This is a genomic window from Sphaerisporangium sp. NPDC049003 (assembly GCF_043197795.1).
Taxonomy (GTDB): domain Bacteria; phylum Actinomycetota; class Actinomycetes; order Streptosporangiales; family Streptosporangiaceae; genus Sphaerisporangium.
Window position 1 is genome coordinate 115,671 of sequence record NZ_JBICTU010000002.1, and the last position, 23,244, is coordinate 138,914.

Annotated in this window: 16 protein-coding genes; 9 read left to right on the plus strand and 7 right to left on the minus strand. The window is 71.7% G+C overall.

Annotated elements, in window-relative coordinates; all coding sequences use genetic code 11:
* Positions 1 to 98 precede the first annotated feature (98 nt).
* The 3 genes from ACGFIV_RS02475 to ACGFIV_RS02485 are packed head-to-tail and all read left to right on the plus strand — an operon-like array spanning position 99 to position 2,566.
* Entirely contained in the window at positions 99 to 1,103 is a 1,005-nt protein-coding gene (locus tag ACGFIV_RS02475) for a hypothetical protein (protein ID WP_392831273.1), read from the plus strand.
* Positions 1,104 to 1,124: 21 nt separating this feature from the next.
* Positions 1,125 to 1,952 (plus strand): DUF3097 domain-containing protein, encoded by an 828-nt coding sequence (locus tag ACGFIV_RS02480; RefSeq protein WP_358548226.1) that lies wholly within the window; start codon positions 1,125 to 1,127, stop codon positions 1,950 to 1,952.
* The gene (locus ACGFIV_RS02485) at positions 1,949 to 2,566 is read left to right on the plus strand and encodes a DUF4870 domain-containing protein (protein ID WP_358548229.1); all 618 of its coding nucleotides are present in this window, start codon (positions 1,949 to 1,951) and stop codon (positions 2,564 to 2,566) included. Before ACGFIV_RS02480 ends, ACGFIV_RS02485 begins: the two co-directional genes overlap by 4 nt.
* A 78-nt stretch (positions 2,567 to 2,644) precedes the next feature.
* Here the strand turns inward: ACGFIV_RS02485 and hemW are convergent, their stop codons facing one another.
* Both hemW and lepA read right to left on the minus strand, forming a co-directional pair.
* The gene (gene hemW, locus ACGFIV_RS02490) at positions 2,645 to 3,862 is read right to left on the minus strand and encodes a radical SAM family heme chaperone HemW (protein WP_358548231.1); all 1,218 of its coding nucleotides are present in this window, start codon (positions 3,860 to 3,862) and stop codon (positions 2,645 to 2,647) included.
* Positions 3,863 to 4,014: 152 nt separating this feature from the next.
* Positions 4,015 to 5,841 carry a translation elongation factor 4 gene (gene lepA / locus ACGFIV_RS02495; protein ID WP_392831278.1) on the minus strand — a complete coding sequence of 609 codons (1,827 nt, stop codon included), beginning with the start codon at positions 5,839 to 5,841 and terminating at the stop codon, positions 4,015 to 4,017.
* A 367-nt stretch (positions 5,842 to 6,208) separates the two neighbouring features.
* Here lepA and rpsT point away from each other — a divergent pair, with 367 nt between their 5' ends.
* The 5 genes from rpsT to ACGFIV_RS02520 all read left to right on the plus strand — a co-directional run bounded on the left by rpsT (position 6,209) and on the right by ACGFIV_RS02520 (position 14,501).
* A complete protein-coding gene (gene rpsT / locus ACGFIV_RS02500) occupies positions 6,209 to 6,481 on the plus strand; it encodes a 30S ribosomal protein S20 (protein ID WP_358548234.1) in 273 nt (90 codons plus the stop codon).
* Positions 6,482 to 6,739: 258 nt separating this feature from the next.
* Complete coding sequence (locus ACGFIV_RS02505; protein WP_392831280.1) at positions 6,740 to 10,090, plus strand: ABC transporter permease; 3,351 nt, start codon at positions 6,740 to 6,742, stop codon at positions 10,088 to 10,090.
* A 43-nt stretch (positions 10,091 to 10,133) separates the two neighbouring features.
* Complete coding sequence (locus ACGFIV_RS02510; RefSeq protein WP_392831283.1) at positions 10,134 to 12,836, plus strand: FtsX-like permease family protein; 2,703 nt, start codon at positions 10,134 to 10,136, stop codon at positions 12,834 to 12,836.
* Complete coding sequence (locus tag ACGFIV_RS02515; RefSeq protein ID WP_358548241.1) at positions 12,829 to 13,773, plus strand: ABC transporter ATP-binding protein; 945 nt, start codon at positions 12,829 to 12,831, stop codon at positions 13,771 to 13,773. The genes ACGFIV_RS02510 and ACGFIV_RS02515 overlap by 8 nt, the downstream gene beginning before the upstream one ends.
* Positions 13,770 to 14,501, plus strand: coding sequence for an ABC transporter ATP-binding protein (locus ACGFIV_RS02520; protein ID WP_358548244.1), 732 nt, complete (start codon positions 13,770 to 13,772; stop codon positions 14,499 to 14,501). The genes ACGFIV_RS02515 and ACGFIV_RS02520 overlap by 4 nt, the downstream gene beginning before the upstream one ends.
* 297 nt (positions 14,502 to 14,798) lie before the next feature.
* Here the strand turns inward: ACGFIV_RS02520 and holA are convergent, their stop codons facing one another.
* The gene (holA, locus tag ACGFIV_RS02525; RefSeq protein ID WP_358548247.1) at positions 14,799 to 15,767 is read right to left on the minus strand and encodes a DNA polymerase III subunit delta; all 969 of its coding nucleotides are present in this window, start codon (positions 15,765 to 15,767) and stop codon (positions 14,799 to 14,801) included.
* Positions 15,768 to 16,676: 909 nt separating this feature from the next.
* On the opposite strand from holA, the gene ACGFIV_RS02530 reads away from it, so the two are divergent.
* Positions 16,677 to 16,826, plus strand: a complete 150-nt coding sequence (locus ACGFIV_RS02530; protein WP_358548250.1) for a hypothetical protein — start codon at positions 16,677 to 16,679, stop codon at positions 16,824 to 16,826.
* A gap of 19 nt (positions 16,827 to 16,845) precedes the next feature.
* On the opposite strand, the gene ACGFIV_RS02535 is transcribed toward ACGFIV_RS02530, so the two are convergent.
* The 4 genes from ACGFIV_RS02535 to ACGFIV_RS02550 form a co-directional block, all read right to left on the minus strand.
* Positions 16,846 to 18,984 carry a ComEC/Rec2 family competence protein gene (locus ACGFIV_RS02535; protein WP_392831289.1) on the minus strand — a complete coding sequence of 713 codons (2,139 nt, stop codon included), beginning with the start codon at positions 18,982 to 18,984 and terminating at the stop codon, positions 16,846 to 16,848.
* A gap of 401 nt (positions 18,985 to 19,385) precedes the next feature.
* Positions 19,386 to 20,627, minus strand: a complete 1,242-nt coding sequence (locus tag ACGFIV_RS02540; RefSeq protein WP_392831291.1) for a helix-hairpin-helix domain-containing protein — start codon at positions 20,625 to 20,627, stop codon at positions 19,386 to 19,388.
* Positions 20,628 to 20,952: 325 nt separating this feature from the next.
* Entirely contained in the window at positions 20,953 to 21,825 is an 873-nt protein-coding gene (locus ACGFIV_RS02545; protein WP_358548257.1) for a DegV family protein, read from the minus strand.
* A gap of 182 nt (positions 21,826 to 22,007) precedes the next feature.
* On the minus strand, positions 22,008 to 23,216 hold the full coding sequence (locus ACGFIV_RS02550; RefSeq protein ID WP_358548260.1) for an amidohydrolase family protein: 1,209 nt from the start codon (positions 23,214 to 23,216) through the stop codon (positions 22,008 to 22,010).
* Positions 23,217 to 23,244 lie beyond the last annotated feature (28 nt).

The window sequence follows — 23,244 nt, forward strand, 5'->3', positions numbered from 1 at the left end:
GGCCGACAGGGTGCGATAACCCATACGCACGACCTCCCCTAGTCAGGGTCAAGCCACTTGCTATCGCTCGGCAAGTCGGATCCTCCACACTCTGGTACATGAGTGAGAACGACCCCCGGCTGAACGACGCGACCACCAGGCTTCCGCGTCCCAACTCCCCCGGCGACCATGGTCCCCTGCCCGGCTCCCCGTCCGTAGGCGCGCCCGCCGGCGGCGCCCCTTCCTACGGATCGCCCGCATATGGCAACTCCCCCGGCGCCCCCTCCTACGGCACCCCGGCGGCCCCCTCGTACGGCACCCCGGCGGCCCCCTCGTACGGCGCCCCGTCGGGCCCCTCGTACGGCGCCCCGTCGGGCCCCTCGTACGGCGCCCCGTCGGGCCCCTCGTACGACGCGCCTCAGGGCGCCCCTCAGGGCGGCCCTTCCTACGGCCCCTCGTACGGCACGCCGCCTCCCCCGCCGCCCGGCTCGCAGCAGCGGCCCTACGGGTCCCCTGCTCACTCCGCCCCCGGCCCCATCCGGCCCCGCGTGCTGTGGATCGTGCTGGCCTGGCTCATCGCCATCGTCTGCGTCGTCGTGGGCGTCGCCGGCTTCGCCGGAGGGGTGTCCAAGACCCTCAACGACGCGGCGCCGACGCAGACCTTCGAGAGCGGCGGCAGCGTGTCCGCGGCGATCGACCCCGCGGACAAGCCCATCTTGTACGCCTCGACGTCCGGGCCCGCCAAGGTCACCTGCTTCGCGCTCAACGCCGAGGGCAAGAAGGCCGACCTCACCAAGCCGACGTCCAAGCAGACCGTCACCGCGGACGGGCGGCTCTGGGAGTCGCTGTTCACCATCGGCGTCCCGGCGGCCGGCACGTACAAGATCAGCTGTGACGCGTCGGACGGCAAGCAGGTCCTGTTCGGTGTCGGCAAGTCGCTGGCCGGCAGCACGGGCGCGCTGGCCGGTGGAGTGGCCTCGCTGGTCCTCATCCCGCTGGCCGGGTTCGTCTTCGCGGTCGTCACCACGATCGTCGTGCTCGTCCGGCGCAGCCGCGCCCGCAAGCGCCGGGCCGCCGCCTCCTACGGTGGCGCGTGGCCGCAGGGCACGCCGCCCGGAGCGTGATCTTTGCTAGCGTGCCCAGGTATGCGGGACTACGGACGGGACGTTCTGGCCGGCGACTGGCGGAGGCCGCTACGCGGGAAGATCCCGCAGGTCCCCGCCGAGCCCGACCTCGTGGTGGAGGACGCCGAGGGCGGCTTCTGCGGGGCCGTGGTGGCCTGTGACAAGGAGGCCGTCACGCTGGAGGACCGGTTCGGGCGCCGGCGGGTGTTCCCGCTCGCGCCCGCCGCGTTCCTCCTCGACGGCAAGCCCGTGACGCTCGTGCGCCCGGCTCCTGCCGCGGCGGGGGGCCCGGCGCGCAGCGCGTCCGGCTCGATCGCCGTCGGCGGGCTGCGGGCGCGCGTCGCCCGGGAGAGCCGCATCTACGTCGAGGGCGTGCACGACGCGTCCCTGGTGGAGAAGATCTGGGGCCATGACCTGCGCGTGGAGGGCGTCGTCGTCGAGTACCTCGAAGGCGTCGACGATCTCCCGGCTATCGTGGAGGATTTCGGGCCCGGCCCGGGGCGGCGACTCGGGGTGCTGGTCGACCACCTGGTCCCGGGGTCGAAGGAGAGCCGGATCGCGGCCCGGGTGTCCTGTCCGGAGGTGCTCATCGTCGGTCACCCCTTCGTGGACATCTGGCAGGCGGTGAAGCCCTCCGCCGTGGGCATCCCCGCCTGGCCCTCCGTCCCGCGCGGGGTGCCGTGGAAGGAGGGCGTGATCGGCGCCCTCGGCTGGCGACTGGAGCCGGCGGACGCCTGGCGGCGCATCCTCGGCTCCGTCCACACGTTCACCGACCTGGAGCCGGAGCTTCTCGGCCGCGTCGAGGAGCTGATCGACTTCGTGACAACCGAGAACGAGGTGCAGGCATGAGCGAGACTCCGCAGGACCGCCGCCCCGACGACCACCCCCACGACCGGCGACCGGAGGACGGGCAACCGGGCTACGGGCAACCGGGATACGGGCAACCGGCGTACGGCCAGCCGGGATACGGGGCCCCCGGCCAGGGGCCACAGGGGTACGGCGATCCCGATCATGGGCGACCCGGCTACGACCGGCAGGGGTACGGGCAACCCGGCTATGGGCAGCGCGGCTATGGGCAGGCGCCGTACGGGCAGATGCCCTACGCGGCGCGGCCGCATGTGCCGGGGATGTACGGGCCGCGCCCGGGGACCGACGACACGACGATTGCGATGCTGGCCCACCTGCTCGGCCTGCTCACCTCGTTCATGGGCCCGCTGGTGTTGTACCTGGTCAAGAAGGACGAGTCGCCCTACGTGCGCGACCAGTCGGCCGAGGCGCTCAACTTCCAGATCACGCTGTTCATCGCCTACGCGGTGTGCTTCGTGCTGGCCTTCTTCATCATCGGCGTCCTGCTGATGTTCGTGGTGTGGATCGGCTCCCTGATCGTGATGATCATCGCGGCCGTGGCGGCGAACCGCGGCGAGAGATACAGCTACCCGATGACCATCCGCTTCGTCAGCTGAGGCTTGATCGGCTGAAGCCGCCGGACCGGCGGAAGGCGCGGGCCCGCCGGGCGGCGTGCGCGTGACCCGCGGCGCCGCTCAGGTCAGGTCGCGCACCAGCGCGTCCGCGAGCAGCCGGCCCTTCAGCGTGAGCACGGCGAGGCCCCTCCTGAAGGCCCCGGGCTCCAGCAGCCCGTCTCCGAGGGCGCGGGCGACGGCTGTACGGGCGTCCAGGCCGATCTCCGCGAGCGGGAACCCCGTGTCGAGCCGCAGCTCCAGCATCAGCCGCTCCACATGCCGGTCGGCCTCGGACACCACCTCGCGCGCGTGGGCCGGCGAGGAGCGGGCGGCAAGGCGCGAGGCGTAGGCCGCCGGATGCTTGACGTTCCACCAGCGGGTGCCGCCCACGTGGCCGTGCGCGCCGGGCCCCACGCCCCACCAGTCGCCGCCGGTCCAGTAGAGCAGGTTGTGGCGGCACCGGGCCTCCTCCGATGTGGCCCAGTTGGACACCTCGTACCAGGAGAACCCGGCCTGCGACAGCATCGCGTCGGCGATGACATACCGGTCGGCGGCCACGTCGTCGTCGGGCATGGGCAGCTCGCCCCTGCGGATCCGCGCGGCCAGCCGGGTGCCCTCCTCGACGATCAGCGAGTAGGCCGACACATGGTCGGGACCGGCCTCGATCGCCGCCGCCAGCGAGGCCCGCCAGTCGTCGTCGCTCTCCCCCGGCGTGCTGTAGATCAGGTCCAGGTTGACGTGCGCGAACCCCGCGTCGTGGGCCTCTCGTACGGCCCGCGCCGGGCGGCCCGCGGTGTGCCTCCGGTCGAGGACGGCCAGCACGTGCTCCTTCGCGCTCTGCATGCCGAAGCTGACGCGGTTGAACCCGCCGGCCCGCAGCCCTTCGAGGTAGGCGGGGTCGACCGACTCGGGGTTGGCCTCGGTGGTGACCTCGGCGCCCGGCGCCAGCCCGAACTCCTCGTCCACGGCCCGCAGGATCCTCACCAGGTCGCCGGCGGGCAGCAGGGTCGGCGTGCCCCCGCCGAAGAACACGGTCTCCACCGGCAGCTCGGCGTCCCCGAGCACCCTGCGCGCCAGGCGCACCTCCTCGATCGCCGTGGCGGCGTAGTCGGCGCGGGAGGCGCCGGGGCCCAGCTCGGTGGCGGTGTAGGTGTTGAAGTCGCAGTATCCGCAGCGGGTCACGCAGAACGGCACATGGACGTAGAAGCCGAACGGCCGCGTGCCGAGGCCCTCATGGGCGCTCGCGGGCAGCTCGCCCGACGCGGGAACGGCGTCGCCGTCGAGAAGTACGGAAGGCACGCTCCCAGTCTGCCGCTCCGGGACCGGTGCCCCGGACGGGCCGCCCCCGGCACGATGCTCCGGAGGCGGGCCTTGGCCCGATGCCCAGGAGGCGGGCCCCGGCTCCACGCTTCGGACGGCCTGCCCGGCTCGCGCCCCGGACGGCCCCTCGGCTACTTCTTGGCCTTGTCGGCGGCGGGGGCCTCCGTGGAGAGCGCGGCGACGAAGGCCTCCTGCGGGACCTCGACCCGGCCCACCATCTTCATGCGCTTCTTGCCTTCCTTCTGCTTCTCCAGCAGCTTGCGCTTACGGCTGATGTCACCGCCGTAGCACTTGGCGAGCACGTCCTTGCGGATGGCACGGATGTTCTCGCGGGCGATCACGCGGGCGCCGATGGCCGCCTGGATCGGCACCTCGAACTGCTGCCGGGGGATGAGGTCCTTGAGCTTCTTGGCCATCTCGACGCCGTACGCGTAGGCCTTCTCGCGGTGGACGATCGCGCTGAAGGCGTCGACGGCCTCGCCCTGGAGCAGGATGTCGACCTTGACCAGGTCGGCCTCCTGCTCGCCCGAGGGCTCGTAGTCGAGCGAGGCGTACCCCCGGGTGCGGGACTTGAGCTGGTCGAAGAAGTCGAAGATGATCTCGCCGAGCGGCAGCGTGTAGCGGATCTCCACGCGGTCCTCGGAGAGGTAGTCCATGCCGAGCAGCGCGCCCCGGCGGCCCTGGCAGAGCTCCATGATCGCGCCGATGTGGTCGGACGGCGAGAGCAGCGTGGCCTTCACCACCGGCTCGTGGATCTCGGCGATCTTACCGGCCGGGAACTCCGACGGGTTGGTGACGATGAGCTCCTTGCCGTCCTCCATGACCACCCGGTAGATGACGTTCGGCGCGGTGGAGATCAGCGAGAGGTTGAACTCGCGCTCCAGCCGCTCGCGCACGATCTCCATGTGGAGCAGGCCGAGGAAGCCGCAGCGGAAGCCGAACCCGAGGGCGGCGGAGGTCTCGGGCTCGTAGACCAGGGCCGCGTCGTTCAGGCGCAGCTTGTCGAGGGCCTCGCGCAGCTCGGGATAGTCGTCGCCGTCGATGGGATACAGCCCGGAGTACACCATCGGCCTCGGGTGGTCGTACCCGCCGAGCGGCTCCGCCGCGGGACGTACGGCCGAGGTCACCGTGTCGCCGACGCGCGCCTGCCGCACGTCCTTCACGCCCGTGATGAGGTAGCCCACCTCGCCCACGCCCAGCGACACGGACGGCACCGGCTCCGGCGAGATGACGCCGATCTCCAGGGTCTCGTGGGTGCCGCCGGTGGACATCATGACCGTGCGCTCGCGCTTGGAGAGCTGCCCGTCGACCACCCGGACATAGGTGACGACACCGCGGTAGGTGTCGTAGACCGAGTCGAAGATCAGCGCCCGCGCGGGGGCGGCGGCGTCGCCGACGGGGGCGGGCACGTGCTGGACGACGTGGTCGAGCAGCTCCTTGACGCCCACGCCGGTCTTGCCCGAAACCTTCAGCACGTCGGACGGGTCGCACCCGATGAGCCCCGCGAGCTCCTGGGCGTACTTCTCGGGCTGCGCGGCGGGCAGGTCGATCTTGTTGAGCACCGGGATGATGTGCAGGTCGGCGTTCATGGCCAGGTAGAGGTTGGCCAGCGTCTGCGCCTCGATGCCCTGCGCCGCGTCCACCAGGAGCACGGCGCCCTCGCAGGCCTCCAGCGACCGGGACACCTCGTAGGTGAAGTCGACGTGGCCCGGGGTGTCGATCATGTTGAGCACGTGGCCGTCCCACGGGAGCCGGACGGCCTGCGACTTGATGGTGATGCCGCGCTCGCGCTCGATGTCCATGCGGTCGAGATACTGCGCGCGCATCTGCCGGGCGTCGACCACACCGGTGAGCTGGAGCATCCGGTCGGCGAGCGTGGACTTGCCGTGGTCGATGTGCGCGATGATGCAGAAATTGCGGATCAGCGCGGGGTCGGTCTGGCCAGGGTGGATGCGCACCGGGGTCCGTTCGGCAGATTGACGACGATCAGAAGGCTGGCAGGGCAGCCGCTACCCATGGTGGCACGCCCGGATGGGCACCCGGACAGCGTCACCTGGACAGCAGATCGGCGCGGCGTCGCGCCCGCACACCGCCCGGACGAGGTGTTTCCGCCCCGTCTCGCCGGCGTGCCGGTGCCGCGCTCGGGCTCCAGTTTACCGGCACCAAGACCACCAAGCTCGCCGCTGCGCTAACATAAGGGTGCAGGGGTGTGCCGTGGCCTCCGATTTGAGCGTGGTCCCGGCATGTTGGTACCCTGTTCAACTGCGTGTGGCGCGCCCTCTCTGCCCGCGCGCCCCATCCATCGACTTTCACCGAGGCTTCTTCGTGGCGAACATCAAGTCCCAGATCAAGCGCAACCGGCAGAACGAAAAGGCCCGGCTGCGTAACAAGGCCGTCAAGTCGTCCCTGAAGACGGCGGTTCGCAAGTTCCGCGAGGCCGCCGAGCAGGGCAACGTGGATGAGGCGGCCGTCCTCATGCGCGCCGCGTCGCGTCAGCTCGACAAGGCTGTCAGCAAGGGCGTCATCCACAAGAACCAGGCGGCGAACCGCAAGTCGGCGATCGCCAAGCGCGTCGCCACCCTCCAGCCCGCCAAGTAGGCTCGGGCTTTCTCCACGACGCCGTGTCCTTCGCGGACACGGCGTTTTGGCATGCCCGAGCCCTGCTCGCATCCGGCTGATCTGCCCTGGATGTGGGGCCCTTCGCCCCTCCGGGGCAGACGTTCGGGGTATGTCACGATTTCGATATCACGTGGCAATTTCCGCCGCATATCGGATGCATCACCGTGATACCCGGCCCTCTTTTGTTAGCCAAAACCATAACTATGGTGTGCGAAACAGGGCAGCGGAAGGCGGGCCATGCGGGGGCGGACACCTCTGGTGCTGCGGCGTGCGTTCAGCGAGCCACTGCTGCTCTTCGCCGCCTTCGGCTCGATCCTTCTCGCGACCACGGCGCTGGTGGCGCTCACGATGTACGCCTCCACGATCGCCGACATCGGCGTGCGGCGCGCCCTCGCGACCGCGTCGATCAGGACCACCGCGACGACGATCAGCGCGCCCGTCCAGCAGGGCACCTTCGACAGTACCGACAGGGCCGTACGGGCCCGGGTCGCCGCCCTCGGCACGGGTGACGGCCACGCGCCCGTACCCCTCGACGTCACCCTCAGCGCCCGCTCCGACTCCTACGCCCTGCCCGGACAGGAACGGCTGGAGCACCCCGAGCTCGCCCGGTTCGGGACCTACGACGGGCTGGAACACCAGGCACGGCTGCTCGAAGGCGCGTGGCCCGAGCCGGCGCCGCAGGGCGTCATCGAGGTCGCGCTCTCGCAGCCCGCCGCCCAGTCGATGAGACTGTCCGCCGGCGACGAGTTCACCCTCGTGGGACGTCTCGACCACAAGGCCGTGCGCGCGAAGCTGACGGGCGTCTTCCAGCTCACCGACCCCTACGCAGAACGCTGGAACGGTGAGGAACTGCTGCGCAGGGGCGTGGAGCGCGGCGGCTACACCACCTACGGCCCCCTGATGGTGCCGCGCGCGACCTTCCTGGCCCGCTTCACCAGCACCAGCGTCACGGTCACCTGGACCGCCGTCCCCGACCAGCGGAACCTCACCCAGCAGCGGCTGCGGCCCTTCGCGGCCTCGGTGGCGGGCCTCGGCGACTCCCTCAAGCCCGACTGCCCCTCGTGCGAGACGTTCAGCCGCCTGCCCGAGATGCTGACCCAGCTCGACCAGGCGGCGCTGGTCGCCCGGTCGACCATGCTGGTGCCGGTCCTGCAACTGCTGCTGCTCGCCGCGTACGCGCTCATCCTGACCGCGCGGCTGCTCGTCGACCACCGGCGCATGGAGATGGCGCTGATGCGCTCGCGGGGGGCGGGCAGCGTGTGGCTGGCGGTGCTGACCGGCACCGAGGCCCTGCTGGTGGCCATCCCGTGCGCGGTCATCGCCCCGTTCCTGGCTCCCCTGCTGCTGCGCCTGGTGAACCTGATCCCCTGGATCCGGGCGGCGGGGGTGCGCATCGCCCCCGAGGCCGGGACCGCCACCTTCGCCGTGTCCGGGGCGGTGGCCCTGGCCTGCGCCGTCCTGCTCATGCTGCCCGCCCTGCGCGGCGGCCGCCGTACGTACGTGGAGGAGCAGGCGGCGCGCGGCCGGGGCGACGCCCAAGGGCTGCTGCAGCGGGCGGGCGGCGACGTGGCGCTCCTGGTGGTGGCGGCGCTGGCCATCTGGCAGCTTCAGCACTATGGCGCCCCGGTCACCGCCACGACGGGCGGCGAGCTCGGCATCGACCCCCTGATCGTGACCGGCCCGGCGCTGGCGCTGCTCTGCGGCGGCATGCTCGGCCTGCGGCTGGTGCCGCGCGTCTCGCGGATCGTCGAGCGGTTCACCTCACCGCGTCCGAGCCTCGCGCCCGCGCTGGGCGCCTGGCAGGTGAGCCGCCGCCCGACGCGGTACTCCGGGCCCGCCCTGCTGCTCACCATGGCCGTGGCCATCGGCGTGGTCTCCCTTGCGACCTCGGCGACCTGGCGCACCTCGCAGGTGGACCAGGCCAGGCACCAGGCGGGGGCCGACCTGCGCGTGTCCGGGCCGGCGGAGTCCCTGGAGCTCGGCCCGCTCGGCAGGGGGGCCACCTTCGCGGCCCTGCCGGGGATCACCGAGGTCAACCCGATGTACCGGGGCACGGCCACCTTCGCGGCCGGCGCCGGGACGCTTCTCGCCGCCGACGCGGCCAAGCTGGGCCCGATGCTGATGCTGCGGCCCGACCTCGCAGGTCATCCGGTGACCACCCTGGCCGCGCGGCTCGCCGCCGGAAGGCCCGACGCCCCCGTCGTCCCCCTGCCAGGCACGCCGAAGAAGCTCACCCTGGACCTGCGGCTCCGCCTCGACCAGCCGTACCTCAGCTCCGCGTACGGCTCCCTGGACGTGAGGATGGTGATCGTCGACGCCCTTGGGGTGCAGTGGAGAGCCGTCGTGAGGCCGCCGGTCGCCGACGGCGAGCCGCATCAGGTCGAGGTCGACCTGGCCGGGCTCGCGGGGGTGTCGGGAAAGCTGAGCTACCCGCTGGGCATTCGGGGGTTCTCCGTCGCAGTGCCGATCCCCCACATCGGAACGGGCCTCGAACTGTCGGCCGAGGCGATCAGGACCGACACCGGCGCCGAGGTGACCATGCCCGGCGGCGTGCGATGGGGGCACATCCCCCGGGGAGTCGTCCACGTTCCCGGTGAGGAGGTCACCACCGGACCCGCGCTGTTCACCCTGACCGTCCCGGCGCCGAAGGCCGTGGGCTCCGACGACCCGGCAGCCGTCGAGGACGTCGCCGTGGTCGCCGCGCCCGCCGGAGTCGAGAACACCGCCCTGTTCGCGCAGGCGGACGCGCCCTCCGGCGACGGCGGACCCCTGACGCCGGCCGCGAAGGCCGCGATCTTCAGACCGCTCCCCGTGGTGATCACCGCGGACATCGCGGCCCGGGAGAAGCTCCCGGAGGGCAGGAGCGGCGTGCTGACGCTGGACGGCGAGCCGGTCAGGGTCACCGTCGCCGGAGTCGTCCAGGCCATGCCGGGGACCCCGGCCGGCACCCCGGCCGTTCTGGCCGACCTGCCCACTCTGCAGGCCCAGGACGTCGCCCTGGCCCGTGACCCGCGCCTGGCCGGAGAGTGGTGGATGTCCGCCCGCGGCGGCGAGACGGCGGCGGCGGTCACCACGCTGGCCCGCCACGGCGAGTGGGACCAGACCACGGTGGACCTCGGCTCGCTGACCCGCCGGCTCCGTGACGACCCGCTGGCCAGCGGGCTCCAGGGGGCGCTCATCCTCGGCTTCGCCGCGGCGCTGATCTTCGCGGTGCTCGGCTTCCTGGTCAACGCGGCCGTGGCGGCGCGCGAGCGCGTCTCCGAGTTCGCGATCCTGCGGGCCCTCGGGGTCGGCTTCCGCCAGATATTCGGCCTGCTCGCCGTGGAGCAGGCGTTCCTGATCGGGCTCTCGATGGTCGGCGGCACGCTGCTGGCCGTGGGGGTCGCGACGCTGGTCGTCCCGCACATCGTCCTGACCGGCCAGGCGGCCTCGGTGACCCCGGCCGTGCTGCTCGACGTCCCCTGGCCCGCCACGCTCGGGATGCTGGCGGGGATCACGGCGCTGCTGTTCGCGATCGTCGCCGGCCTCACCCGCTCGCTGCGACGCCAGGGCCTCGGCCGTACCCTGCGCATCGGGGAGGACCGATGAGCCGCACCGGCCGAGTCCAGCGGACCCGCACCGGGGAGGACCGATGAACCCCTTTGTCCTGCTCAGGGTCCACCGGGGGCCGGCGGCCCTGCTCGCGCTGCTGGCGCTGAGCGCGTCGCTGCTGGTCGCCGGCCTGCCACGCGGCTTCGAGGCCTCCTATGACGAGGCCCTGCACGGCATCATGCACGACAGCCCCGCGAGCCTCACGGACGTGGTCGTCAGGCTCCAGCCGAGGCTGGAGGAACAGAACCTCACCAGCGAGGCGCGGTTCAGGGACAAGGACAAGAACCTGCGTGCCGGCCTGCCGCCGGCCCTCACCTCCGTGCTGAGCTCCGGTGAGGGCGACGACAGCCACTTCGCCGCCAAGACGTACGGAACCCCGGTGGCCGACCGCGTCGGGTCCCCTCAGCCGGGGGCTCAGTTCGTCGACCTCGCCTGGCTGTCCGGGGTCGACAAGCGCGTGCGCTACGTGGAGGGAAGCGCGCCGGGGCCGCCGGCCACCGTGGCGAGCGTGCCCGGGCATCCGACGCTGAAGGACATCAAGCGCTTCGACGTCGCGATCGCCAGGAGCGCCTCCGCGAGGATGGCCATCCCCGTCGGCACCACCCTGGTGCTCGGCAACAGCCATCCCGCGCTCGCGCGCGTCACCGGCCTGTTCGAGCCGGTGGCCCCCGCCGACGCGTTCTGGGCGCACAACCTCGACACGATCCAGGTCACCGCACGGCGCACTCCCGCGGACACCGAAGAGCTGCACATCACCGCGCTCACCAGCGAGAGCGGGCTGGCGCAGCTCAACACCGCGGACCGGGACCTGAAATACAGCTGGGTCATCGGGATCAGCACCCCCTCCGTGGACGCCCGTAACGCGCCCGACGTGATCCAGGGCCTGGACGAGTTCCAGTCCTTCCTGGTCCGGACGAACGCGGGCTCGGTCACCGACTACCGGCTGGTCGCCGGATTCGCCGGGCTCCAGCTCGACACGGCGCTGGGCCGGATTCTGACGGACTTCCTGAAACGGCTCGCGACCGCTCAGGCGCTGATGTTCCTCATCCTCGGCGGCCTCGTCGTCGTGGCGGCCGGCGTGCTCGCCCTCGCCGTACAGCTGATGACCGAGCGCATGCGCCCCGCGCTCACCCTGGCCCGCGCCCGGGGCGCCTCGATGGAGGAGCTCGTCCGGGCGGTCGTGAGCACGGTCACGCTGGTCGTCGTCCCGGCCGTCCTCGCGGGCTACGGGCTGTCCTATTTGCTGCCCGGTCCCGTGACGCGGATCGTCCACGCGGCCCCCCTGCTCATCGTGGTGAGCACGGTGGCATTCGCGGCCGTCCGGGTCGCGTTCGTCCATCGCAGGCCGCTCCAGGAACGCCGCGAGGACGTGGCTGCCCGGCGGCCGTCCCCCCGCAGGACGATGCTGGAAGTCGTGGTCGTCGCGCTCGCGCTGGGCGGCGCCTTCCTGCTCCGCAGCCGGGGGCTCACCACCGGGGTCGCCGCCCTGGGCTCCGACCCCTTCCTGATGTTCGTCCCCGCGGCGCTCACCGTGTCCGTCGCGTTGATCACGTTGCGCTGCTATCCGTATCCGCTGCGCCTGATCGTCTGGCTCGCCGCGCGGGCGCGGCCCGCCGTGCCGTTCGTCGGGCTGACCCTGGCGGCCCGCGCCAGGTCGGTCACCGCCCTGCCCGTGCTGATCCTGCTCCCGGCGCTGGCCGTCTCGGTGTACGGGTCCGTGGTCGGGGCGACCCTGGACTCCACCCAGCGCCGTGCCGCCTGGATGGCCACGGGGGCCGCCGCGCGGGTGGACCGCGCGGCGGAGCTCCCGCCCGACGTCGTCGAGAAGATCCGCCGCGTGCCGGGCGTCCGTACGGTCGTGCCGGCGGACCGGGGCGTGGCGCAGATCGGGTTGAGCGGCAGGACCGCCATCGTCCTCGCCGTGGACCTCGACGCCTACCGCCGGATCGTCGCCGGCACCCCGCTCAGTGTGCCGCCCTCCGCGCCGGACCTGCCCCCTCCCGCCATCCCCGTCCTCGTCTCCCCCGGTCTCGCGAACCTGACCACCTTCGACATCGGCTGGCACGTCCGCATGAACCTCACCAAGAAGGGCGTCATCACCGGAGGGCTCGCCGGCCTGACCTTCGCCGAGGACAAGCTGATCGTGATGCCGTACGACTCCTCGAAGCGGGCCGGGGCGCGGACGTACACGAACACCCTGCTCATCGAGGGCGACGGCATCGACGGGGCGGCGCTGCGAGCGGCGGCGGGCAACCGGCCGGACATCCATGTGTCGACCTTCGACGAGGCCCTCGCCAAGGTGAACCGCTCGCCGCTCGCCTCCACGATCAAGAACAGCTTCATGCTCGTGACCATCGCCCTGGCCGTGTACGCGCTGCTCACCGTCATGATCGCCCTTGTCGTCGGCGCCGCCGAACGCGCGCGGGCACTGTCGTTCCTCCGTACGCTCGGGTTGTCGGAACGCCAGGCGGCGGGCCTCACCATGCTGGAGATCACCCCGCTGATCGTGCTCACGGCGTGCGCGGGGCTCCTGCTCGGCATCGGCCTGCCACCGGCCCTCGGCCCAGGCCTCGACCTCGGCATCTACGCCGGCGACCTGTCCATCCAGGCGTACGAGCTCAGCCTCACCACGCCGATGCTGCTGGCCGCCGGGCTCGCCGCCGTCGCCGTGGCCGGCGCGTTCCTGCACGCCGTGATCGGCCGCCGCCGGTCCCTGGGCTCCATCCTCCGAGTAGGTGACTGAGTTGGATCTGGACACTCCCACGCTCTCCGAACTGGAGGCCGAGGCCTCACATGTGCGGCCGGCCTTCGGCGAGCACGCGCACATCCTGTGTGACAACCTGGTCCGCATCTACAAGACCGAAGGCGTCGAGGTGGTGGCGCTCCAGGGCCTGGACCTGCTCATCGAGCAGGGCGAGCTGATCGCCATCGTGGGCGCGTCGGGATCGGGCAAGTCGACGCTGCTGAACGTGCTCTCCGGTCTGGACGTCCCGACCGCCGGGATCGCGCGCGTGGCCGGGACGGACCTGCTGGCCATGACCGCCAAGGACCGGCTCCGCTACCGCCGCGAGGTCGTGGGGTTCATCTGGCAGCAGACCGCCCGCAACCTGCTGCCCTACCTCACCGCCCGGGATAACGTACGGCTGCCGATGCGCCTGGCCAGGGGACGCGCCTCCGTGGCACGCGCCGACGAGCTGCTGGAGCTGCTCGGGGTCGCCTACTGCGCAGACCGCAGGCCGGACCAGATGTCCGGCGGCGAGCAGCAGCGGGTGGCCATCGCGGTCGCGCTGGCCAACTCGCCCGAGGTCATCCTCGCCGACGAGCCGACCGGCGAGCTGGACACCGAGAACTCCGAGCAGGTCTTCGCCGCGCTGCGCCAGGCCAACAGGGAGCTCGGTGTCACGGCCGTGGTCGTGACGCACGACGCGCTGGTGTCGGAGCAGGTGGACCGCACGGTGGGCATCCGTGACGGGCGTACGAGCAGCGAGACGCTGCGCCGCGCGTCGGCGGAAGGCGAGATCATCGCCGAGGAGTACGCCGTGCTCGACCGAGTGGGACGTCTCCAGCTGCCCAGGGACTTCACGAACGCGCTCGACATGGAACGCCGGGTACGGCTGGAGCTTGAGCGCGACCACATCGGAGTATGGCCGGACAAGCCCCGCCCGGAGGACCCCCAGTGACCACCCGCCCCACCGACCCCTCCCCCGGGCCCGCCGAAAATCCGCTGGTCGTCGTCGAGGGGCTCCGCAAGGTCTATCGGACCGGACCCAAGGAGGTCGTGGCCCTCCACGACGTCTCCTTCGAGGCGTACCCGGGCGAGCTGATCGCCATCCGGGGGCGCTCGGGCTCGGGGAAGACCACGCTGCTCAACCTGGTCGGAGGGCTGGACCGTCCGGACGGCGGGCACGTGGTCGTGGCCGGGCGTCCCGTCACCGAACTGCCCGAGGCGGAGCTGCTCGGGCTGCGGCGCGACGTGATCGGGTTCATCTTCCAGTCGTTCGGGCTGATCCCGGTCCTGTCGGCGGCGGAGAACGTCGGCGTGCCGCTGCGCCTCTCGCGCACGCCCGCCGCCGAACGCGACGAGCGCATCCGGATGCTCCTGTCGATGGTCGGGCTGGAGAAGCACATGAACCAGCGGCCCTACGAGCTCTCCGGCGGCCAGCAGCAACGCGTCGCGGTCGCCCGCTCACTGGCCAACCGGCCGCGCCTGCTGATCGCCGACGAGCCGACCGGGCAACTCGACTCGCAGACGGGGCGGCAGATCATGCAGCTCCTGCGCGCCGTCGTCCGGAGCGAGGGCGTCACGGCCCTGGTCGCCACCCACGACCCCAGCCTGATGACCCTCGCGGACCGTGTCCTGGAACTCCACGACGGCGCCTTCGCGTCCCCCGCCCCCACCCCGGCCTGACCCCTCCCCGGCCGGCCGCCACCGCGATCAACCACACAAGAGGCGATCAGGCCGTACGCACCGGGCACCGGGACCTGGCCGCCCATCGGACGAGAGCACCCAAACCGAATGGCAGCAGACCAATTTGGACAACGGCCAGACCATGCGGAAGACGATCAAGCCGTAGGGCCGTAGTTTCAGCGGCCGGTGCGGCTGGTCAAGCCGTAGGACCGTCGTTCAGCGGCCAGTGCGGCTGGCCAAGCCGTAGGACCGTCGTTCAGCGGCCAGTGCGGCTGGCCAAGCCGTAGGACCGTAGTTTCAGCGGCCGGTGCGGCTGGTGACGATGACCTGGAGGGTGCGCTCCAGAGCGTAGGCCGGGTCGGTGCCGCCGCCCTTGACCTGCTCGTCGGCGACCGCGACGGCCTGCATGGCCCGGGCGATTCCTTCCGGTCCCCAGCCGTTGAGCTGGCGCTTGACCCGGTCGATCTTCCATGGGGGCATGCCGACATGGCTCGCGAGCTGCCCGCCGCGCAGGTTGCGCGGAGCGCTGCCCACCTTCGCCAGCGACCGCACCCCTCCCGCCAGCGCGCTCACGATCAGCACGGGGGCCACCCCGGTCGCCAGTGCCCACCGAAGCTGTTCGAGCGCTTCCCCCAGCTTCCCCTCGACCGCCTTGTCGGCGACGGTGAACCCGCTGACCTCCGCCCGGCCCCGGTGGTAACGCGCGACGGCGGTCTCGTCGACGGCCTTCCCCGGAGTGTCGAAGGCGAGCTGGCCGCACGCGGCGGCCAGCTCCCTGAGGTCGTTGCCGACGGCGTCCAGGAGCGCCTGAGCGGCCCCGGCGCTGATCGACCGACCGGCGTTCCTCATCTCGGCCTTGATGAAGTCGAGGCGTTCGCCCGCCTTGGTCAGTTTGGTGACCGTGATGACGGCGGCACCGGCCTTCTTCACACCGTCGACCAGCGCCTTGCCTTTCACACCGCCTGGGTGCACGAGCACGACCACGGCATCCTCGGACGGTCTCTTGGCGTAGGTCACGACCTCGGCCACGGCGTCCTTGCCCAGGTCCTGCGCCGACCGGAACACCACGATGGCGCGGTCACCGAAGAGAGAGGGCGAGGTCAGGCGGGTCAGCTCGCCGGGCTCCACCTTGCCGCCGATCAGATCGTGCACCTGGGCATCCGGGTCGCCGGCACGCGCCGCCGCGATCACCGAGCTCACCGCCCGGTCGGCGAGCAACTCCTCGTCGCCGAGCACGAGGGTCACAAGGGCTGGATCCGTCGCCATGCGAGCAGCATGCCACGTCCCGACGACCAAGCGGCAACCCGGCGACCAACCTCCCCAGCACCCGGCCCGAACCCTCTCCCAGCACCCGACCCCGGCCTCTCCAGCATCTGCCCCCTCCCCGCCACCCGGCCCCGGCCCTGGCCCTGGCCCTGCCCCCCGCAGCATCCGGCCCCGGCCTCTCCCCAGCCCCCGACCCTGGCCCACGCGGCATCCGGCCCCCGCCTCCCCAACACCCGACCCTGACCCACGCAGCATCCGGCCCACGCAGAATCCAGCCCCCGCCTCCCCAGCACCCGGCTACCGCCTCCGCCGCGCGCGGCCAAGCGTCTTTACCCGCCCATTGAGGCAACTACCAGGTAAAACGCTGTAGCCTGAACTTGCCCTTCGGAGAACGGCCCTCCCCCCAGCGCGGCTCTGGAGTCGGAGTGCGGCGCTGGGAGAGACCAGGCGCCGGGCTCCGGTCCGGGACCGCGCCAAGGGGGCCTTTCCCGGCGAAAGCGAGTGGATCCGTTCATCGAGAGATGGACTTCCCGAGCCTGAGGCCCCGACGGCGTCAGTGGCCCGCGCATGCCAAAGGACCACAGGTGCTGTCACCTCGGCGCCATGGCCGAACTCGGGCACCCCCGAACCCTCGGTCACGCTCGTGGGAACCGGTCGGCCCTGCCCGTACGGCGAGACCCGGCATCCGGTATTCCGCGTCAGGAAGACCCCGGAGTCGGCCTCGGAGCCTTGGCAAGTGCCGGACGGTCGCCCAGTCTGTGGTGATCCACGGCTTCGACGCCGGAGCCCGCTCGTCACAGGACCTCGCTTGCGTACCACTGGTGACAATGCAAGCCGTCGACAATCGAACTGCAGGTATCCTCGGCCATTCTTGAAGCAACGAACAGTAAAAGAGGAGGTGAAACCGCTATGAAGACCAACCCGAACCGCCACGACTGCCCTCGGTGCGGAGCGATGCTCGATGACGGTCCCATCCTCTACCGCTGTGCCACGTGCCGCCGGTCGATCTACGCCGCCGATCTCGACACCGAGTTCCGCGCCAAGCACACGGCCGCCTAAGACCCACGGCCCCATGGATTCACTGGTGGCGGGGGACGATCGACAGGTGGCCGTGGTCGGTTGTCACAGCGAGGTCTCCTCCTTGGTCGGTCCGGTAGACGCGCATGCCGAGGTCACGCAGGCGGCTGAGCGTCAGCGGGGACGGGTGGCCGTAGTCGTTGCCCGCGCCGACACTGATCAGCGCGGCCCGGGCCCCTGTGGCCGCCAGGAAAGCCGGATCCTGGCGCGCGGACCCGTGATGGGGAATCTTGAGGATGTCGGCCGCGGGCAGGCCGCGCCGCAGCAACTCCGTCTGCGCCTCTGTCTCGACATCGCCTGACAGCAGAGCCGAACCGGCCGCCCACCGCACATGGATCACGATGCTGGCGTTGTTCGTCATGGAGCCCTCTCCGGGACCCGCCGGCACCGCCTCCGGCATGGGCCCGAGAACGCTCAGCGTGGCGGGACCGAGATTCCACACCATGCCCGGTGAAGCCACCCATTCGGGGACGTGGCGGCGCCCGAGATCGGCCGATATCCGCGCGCTCTCCTGCCCCGGCCCGTGGCCCGGACTCACCACCACGGCCCCCACCGGCCTGCCGCGAAACACCCCGTCCAGGCCGCCGACGTGGTCGAAGTGCGGATGGGTGAGGATCAGCAACGGCACCTGTCTCACGCCGAGCGTACGGAGGCAGCGGTCCACGGCCATGGGATCAGGCCCCGTGTCGATCACTACCGCCCGCGCTCCTCCTGCGGACAGGACCAGCGCGTCACCCTGCCCGATGTCACAGGCCACGAGAAGCCATCCGGGTGGCGGCCAGGACGCGACGAGCGGCCGTACGAGCAGCGCGGCGAGGGCCAGCCCGGCCGCGACCGCGCAGACCATGACGCGCCACACCGCGCGCCGCAGCAGGAACCAGGCGATCAAGGCGGTGGCCGCGAGCAGCAGGAGGCCGACCGCTCCCCCGGGCCATGGCAAGGTCGCGGCGGGCAGGGCCGCGGCCTCCCGGGCCACCCAGATGATCCAGCCGACCGCGTACCCGGCGGGACGGACGAGCCAGCTCGCCACCTCCACGCTCACGGGTGCCACCATCGCCGCCGCGAAGCCCAGAATCGTCGCGGGAGCCACGGCCGGTCCCGCGAGCAGGTTGGCAGGAACGGCGACAAGCTCCAGCCCACCGGACATGAGCACGAGCAGGGGCGTCACGGCCGCCTGGGCCGCGCAGGGCACCGCTATCGCCTCGGCCGCCCAGCGAGGCATCCGCCGATCCATGCGGTCACGCCACCTGGGCGCCAGCACCAGGATGCCTCCGGTCGCGAAGACCGAGAGCGCGAAGCCGTACTCCCGGGCCAGCGCGGGGTCGAAAAGGATCAATCCGAGGACGGTCGCCGAGAGGGCCGCGACGCCGTCCCTGGAACGACCGGTGCCGAGCGCCACGGCCGCCACCGAACCCATCACCAGGGCACGGAGCACGCTCGGCGACGGTCGCGCGACCACGGCGAACCCCAGCATGGCGATGACCGCGAGAATCGCCCGGACGGCCAGAGGCAGCCCCGCCACCCGCCCCAAGGCGATCACCATGCCGGCGATCACGGCCAGGTTCGCCCCGGACACCGCCGTCAGATGGCTGAGCCCCGCCGTTTTGAGGTCGTATTTGACCTGCTCATCCATGAGCGACACATCGCCGACCACGAGGCCCGGAAGCAACCCGCGCTCGGCGGGAGGGAGGACTCCCACGGCCTGTCTCAGCCCCGCACGGAGGGCCGCGGCGACGCGTTGCGGCGGGGATGGACCGCTCATCACCTCGGGCGGTGATCTGACCGTGAGGATCGCGGCAGTCAGCTCTCCCGGTTCCGCCGGGCTCAGCCTGCCGCCGGCCCGTATCCGCTGGCTGGGCAGCAGGGTGACCCATTCAGCCCCTTGGGCGAACACGACCACCGGTGCCCGGGTCGAGAAGCGCTCACCGGATGCCTCGACGATCTCGACCGAGCCTTCCACGATCACGCGATCACGTCGTACGACACCGCTGCGGCCGGGAAGGACTCGGGGATCGGCGGTGATCGTCATCTCGACCGTGACCACAGCCCGTCTCTCGGCGAGCTCGGCCACCGGGCCCGTACCGACCGCGTGAACCCGAAACCCCACCGCCCCCGCGACCGCCGCGACACACCCCGCCACCGCGACCCCGGTGTTCCACCACCCACTCCCCCTCCACCACCTGCTCCCCCTCCAACGCCGCTCTGCTTTCCAAGGACCCCAGGGCTCACCTGCCTTCCATCGCTCACTCGACTTCCTCCACCCACTGTCCTTCCACTGCTCGCTCCCCTTGCCTCGCTCGCCCCCGTTTCCCCAGGCTGCGGTCCCCTCGCCCCGCTCAGCCCTGGAGCCCCTCGCAAAGGACCGTGCTCTCCAAGTGGTGAGGGCCGCCATGCCGGCCAAGGCGACCAGAGCCGTGATCACGTCGGTGCGTACGGAACAGCCCAGCAGCACCAGGGAGGCACCCCAGGCTGCGAGCGCGGGCGGCACGAGGCGCAGGGAATGCGCCTGCCGCAGTCGCTCGTCGGAAGGCGTGCGGGGCGTCATACGCGTACCTTGTCGCGCAGATCGGCGAACTTCCTCTCGCCGATGCCCGTCACCTCGCGGAGCTGGTCGACGCTGCGGAACCCCGAGTGGGTCTGGCGGAACTCCACGATGCGGCCGGCGAGCACCTCTCCGACGCCGGGCAACGTCTCCAGTTGGGTGGGCGTGGCGACGTTCAGGTCGAGCGGAGCGTCGACCCCCAGGGTGGGGTCAGAGGGGGGAACCGGCGTGAGGCCGGGACGACTGGGTGCCCCGACGATGATCTGCTCACCGTCGGTCAGCTTCCGGGCGAGGTTGAGACCCCCTGCGGTCGCGCCGGCACGCACTCCCCCGGCGGCGGTCACCGCGTCGGCCACCCGTGAGCCGATGGGAAGCGTGATCACGCCCGGTTTCCTCACCTTGCCGGCCACTTGGACGATCACCTGTGCGGTCGGTGTCGGTGTCGGTATCGGTGCCGCTGCGGGAGAGGTCTCCAGGGGACCGGTGAGAGGGACAGGGGGGCCCAGCGGTTCGGCAACCGGCCGTGATCGCCATGCGTAGACACCCCCGACCAGGGCCGCCAGCAAGCCGAGGACCAGCAGCACACGAAGACCCGGCCGCCCGGGATCGAGAAGTGGACCATGCTGGGAAACGACATCACCCAGCCGAGACCGGACGGACCGGAAGGGCACCGGCTCCGACCGCCCCCACCCCGCCGGCCCAGAACCCGGAACAGGCCCGAGGCCAGAACCCGGAACAGGCCCGAGGCCAGAACCCGGAACAGGCCCGAGGCCAGAACCCGGAACAGGCACAGGCCCGAGGCCAGAACCCGGAACAGGCGCAGGCCCGACGTCGTAACCAGGAACAGGCGCAGGCCCGACGTCGTAACCAGGAACAGGCGCAGGCCCGAGGCCGTGACCCGGGAAGGGCCCAGGGTCGAACGCAGGATCGGGGCCAAAGGCAGGCTCAGGGCCAAAGGCAGGCTCAGGGCCGAAGGCGGGACCGGGAGCGAGAGCCGGCCCGCGCCCGAACGCAGGCCCGAGCGCAGGTCTGGATGCAGGCTCGAACGCGGATCCGGAGGCGGGAGCGGGAGCGCGTTCGAGGGCGGGATTGGAGGCGGGCACGGGATCGGGGCCGGGCGGGGGGTCATGTTCGGAGCGGTCGCCGGGGTGCCGGGGCGCCCGCGGTTGGCCCAGAGGGGTCAGGGCGCGGAGGCGGGACTCGCCGATCTCGCTCTCGGGGGGCCTGTCCACTGTTCGCACGAGAGCGACGTTAGGCAGCCCACGCCTCCAACTCCCGACCGAACGCGGCTCTGTGGATAACCGCCTCAGATGACGGAGAGACCACGGGGGAAGACAGGTCCTGACCGGGAAAGCCAGAGGTCAGCGCTGACGATCACGTGAAGGGCTGATCCTCGCTCGGATATGGGAGTACACGCGGAAGACCACGTCAAAGACCGGCCCTCGCTCGGATATGGGAGTACACGCGGAAGACCACGTCAAAGACCGGCCCTCACTGGGATATGGGAGTACACGCCGAGATCACGTGGAGGGCTCGTCCTCGCTGGGACGGGGGTGCACGCGGAGATCACGTGGGGGGCTGGTGCTCGGTGGGGAGGGCGGGGGTCACGGTGACGCCGAGCATGCCGGGGCCGACGTGTACGCCGACGGCCGGGCCGACCTCGACCACGCGGAGCCTCACCAGGCCGGGGATCCGCTTGGTCAGGTGGTCCGCCAGCGTGCGTGCTCGTCCGGCGGCCGCCAGGTGGTGCACGGCGACGTCGACCGGCCCGCCACCCGCCGCCCGTACCGCGAGGTCCTCCAGCCTGGCGATCGCCCTGCCGGCCGTACGGACCTTCTCCAGGGGCGCGATGGCCCCCTCCGTGATGTGCAGCAGTGGCTTGATCGACAACGCTGATCCGAGGAGGGTCGCGGAGGCTCCGAGGCGTCCTCCCCGGCGCAGGTGTTCGAGGGTGTCGACGTAGAAGAAGCTCTTCGTCGCCTCCGCGCACGTCCGCGCGGCTCCCGCCACGCCGGCCACGTCGCCGCCGCGACGGGCCGCCAGTGCCGCGGCGAGCACGGGGAAGCCCAGCCCCATGGCCAGCGAACGGCTGTCGACGACCTCAACGGGGATCAACGCGTCCTCGGCCGCGATCCGCGCCGCGTCCACGGTGCCGGACATCGCACCGGAAAGGTGGATGGAGACCACACCCGCCGCCCCACGCGCGGCGGCGAGCTCGTACGCGTCGGCGAAGCGCTGAGGAGCCGGCCGGGACGTGGAGACGGGCGACCACTCGCGGAGCGCCGAGGCGACGCCCTCGGCGTCGATCTGGGCGACGTCGTCGAGCGTGCGGCTTCCGACGACCACCTGGAGCGGGATCACGATGACGCCCAGCCGCTCGGCTTCATCGGGGTCGAGGTAGGCGGTGGAGTCCGTGACCACGGTGACCGGTTGCGACATGACCGAAGGCTACCCGCGGCAGAACCCGGCGAAAGGTACCGGACGCGGGTACCGTGCCGCACTCTGAGTGGGTTGAGGGCGGACCTGCTGGACGCCGGTGCCGTGGCGCACCCTGGGTGGGTGAAAGCGGGACCTACTGGACGCCGGTGCCGTGGCGCACCCTGGGTGGGTGAAAGCGGGACCTACTGGACGGGGGTGCCGCCGCGCCATACGCGGCGGGGCTTGAGGCCGAAGCCCCAGGCGAAGGCGCCCTCGTGGTCGGCGTCCCACTGGACGATGTCGGCGAGGCGGCCCGGAGCGAGGACACCGCGGTCAGGGGCGCCCAGGACGGTGGCCCCGCCGAGGGTGGCGGCCCGTAGCGCGTCGCCGACGCTGATGCCGAACGCGGCGACCGCGAGGCTGATCACCAGGGACATCGAGGTGATGCCGCAGTGACCGGGGTTGTGGTCGCTGCCGAGCGCGACGGTGACGCCCTGCGCGAGCATCCGCCGGACCGGGGGAAGGCTGCCCTGCTGCAGCGCCGTGCCCGGGCAGACCACCGCGGGCACGCCGTACCGCGCGAGAAGGGCGATGTCCTCGTCGGTGGTGTTGTGGAGAAGGTCGGCCGACGCGCAGCCGAGCTCGGCCGCGAGCTGGACGGCGCCGCGCCGCTTGTCGGTGCCGGCGTGGATGCGGGGCAGCAGGCCGACGTTGCGGCCTGAGGCGAGCACCCAGCGGGCCTCGTCGGTGCTGAAGTGCCCGTCGTCGCAGTAGACGTCGACGCTGTCGGCGCCCGCCGCGGCGGCGTCGGCGCACCAGGAGCCGACGGCCTCGACGTAGTCGCGCTGGCGTCCGAAGTACTCGGGAGGCACGACGTGGGCGGCGAGGAAGGTGACGTGCACGCGCGGCATCATGGGCTCTTTCTCAAGCTCACGGAGCAGCCGCACGTCGGCCAGCTCGCCGTCGCGGGTGAGGTGGTAGCCGGTCTTGGCCTCGACGGTCGTGGTGCCGTTGAGCAGCCAGTCGCGCAGCCGCTCGCGGACGCCGTTGCACAGGGTCCACGGGTCGGTGCCGCGGGTGACCGTGACGGTGGAGCCGATGCCCCCGCCCGCGGCGGTGATCGCGCTCGGCGTGGAGCCGCCGGAGCGCATGGCCATCTCGGCCCAGCGGTTGCCCGCGTACACGGGGTGGGTGTGCGCGTCGATGAGGCCCGGCGTCACGAGCGCGCCGCCGAGGTTCTCGACGTGGTCGACGTCGACGATGTCGTCGACGACTCCGGGGACGCTCTGCGGCAGGTCGGCGGCGCGGCCGACCCACGCGATGCGGTCGTTGTGGACGAGGATCGCGGCGTTGCTGCAGACGTCGTTGCCGGTCCAGAGCCGGCCGATGTTGGTGAGAAGTCGTACCGTCATGGCATCACCGCCCGGCCCGGCCACTGGC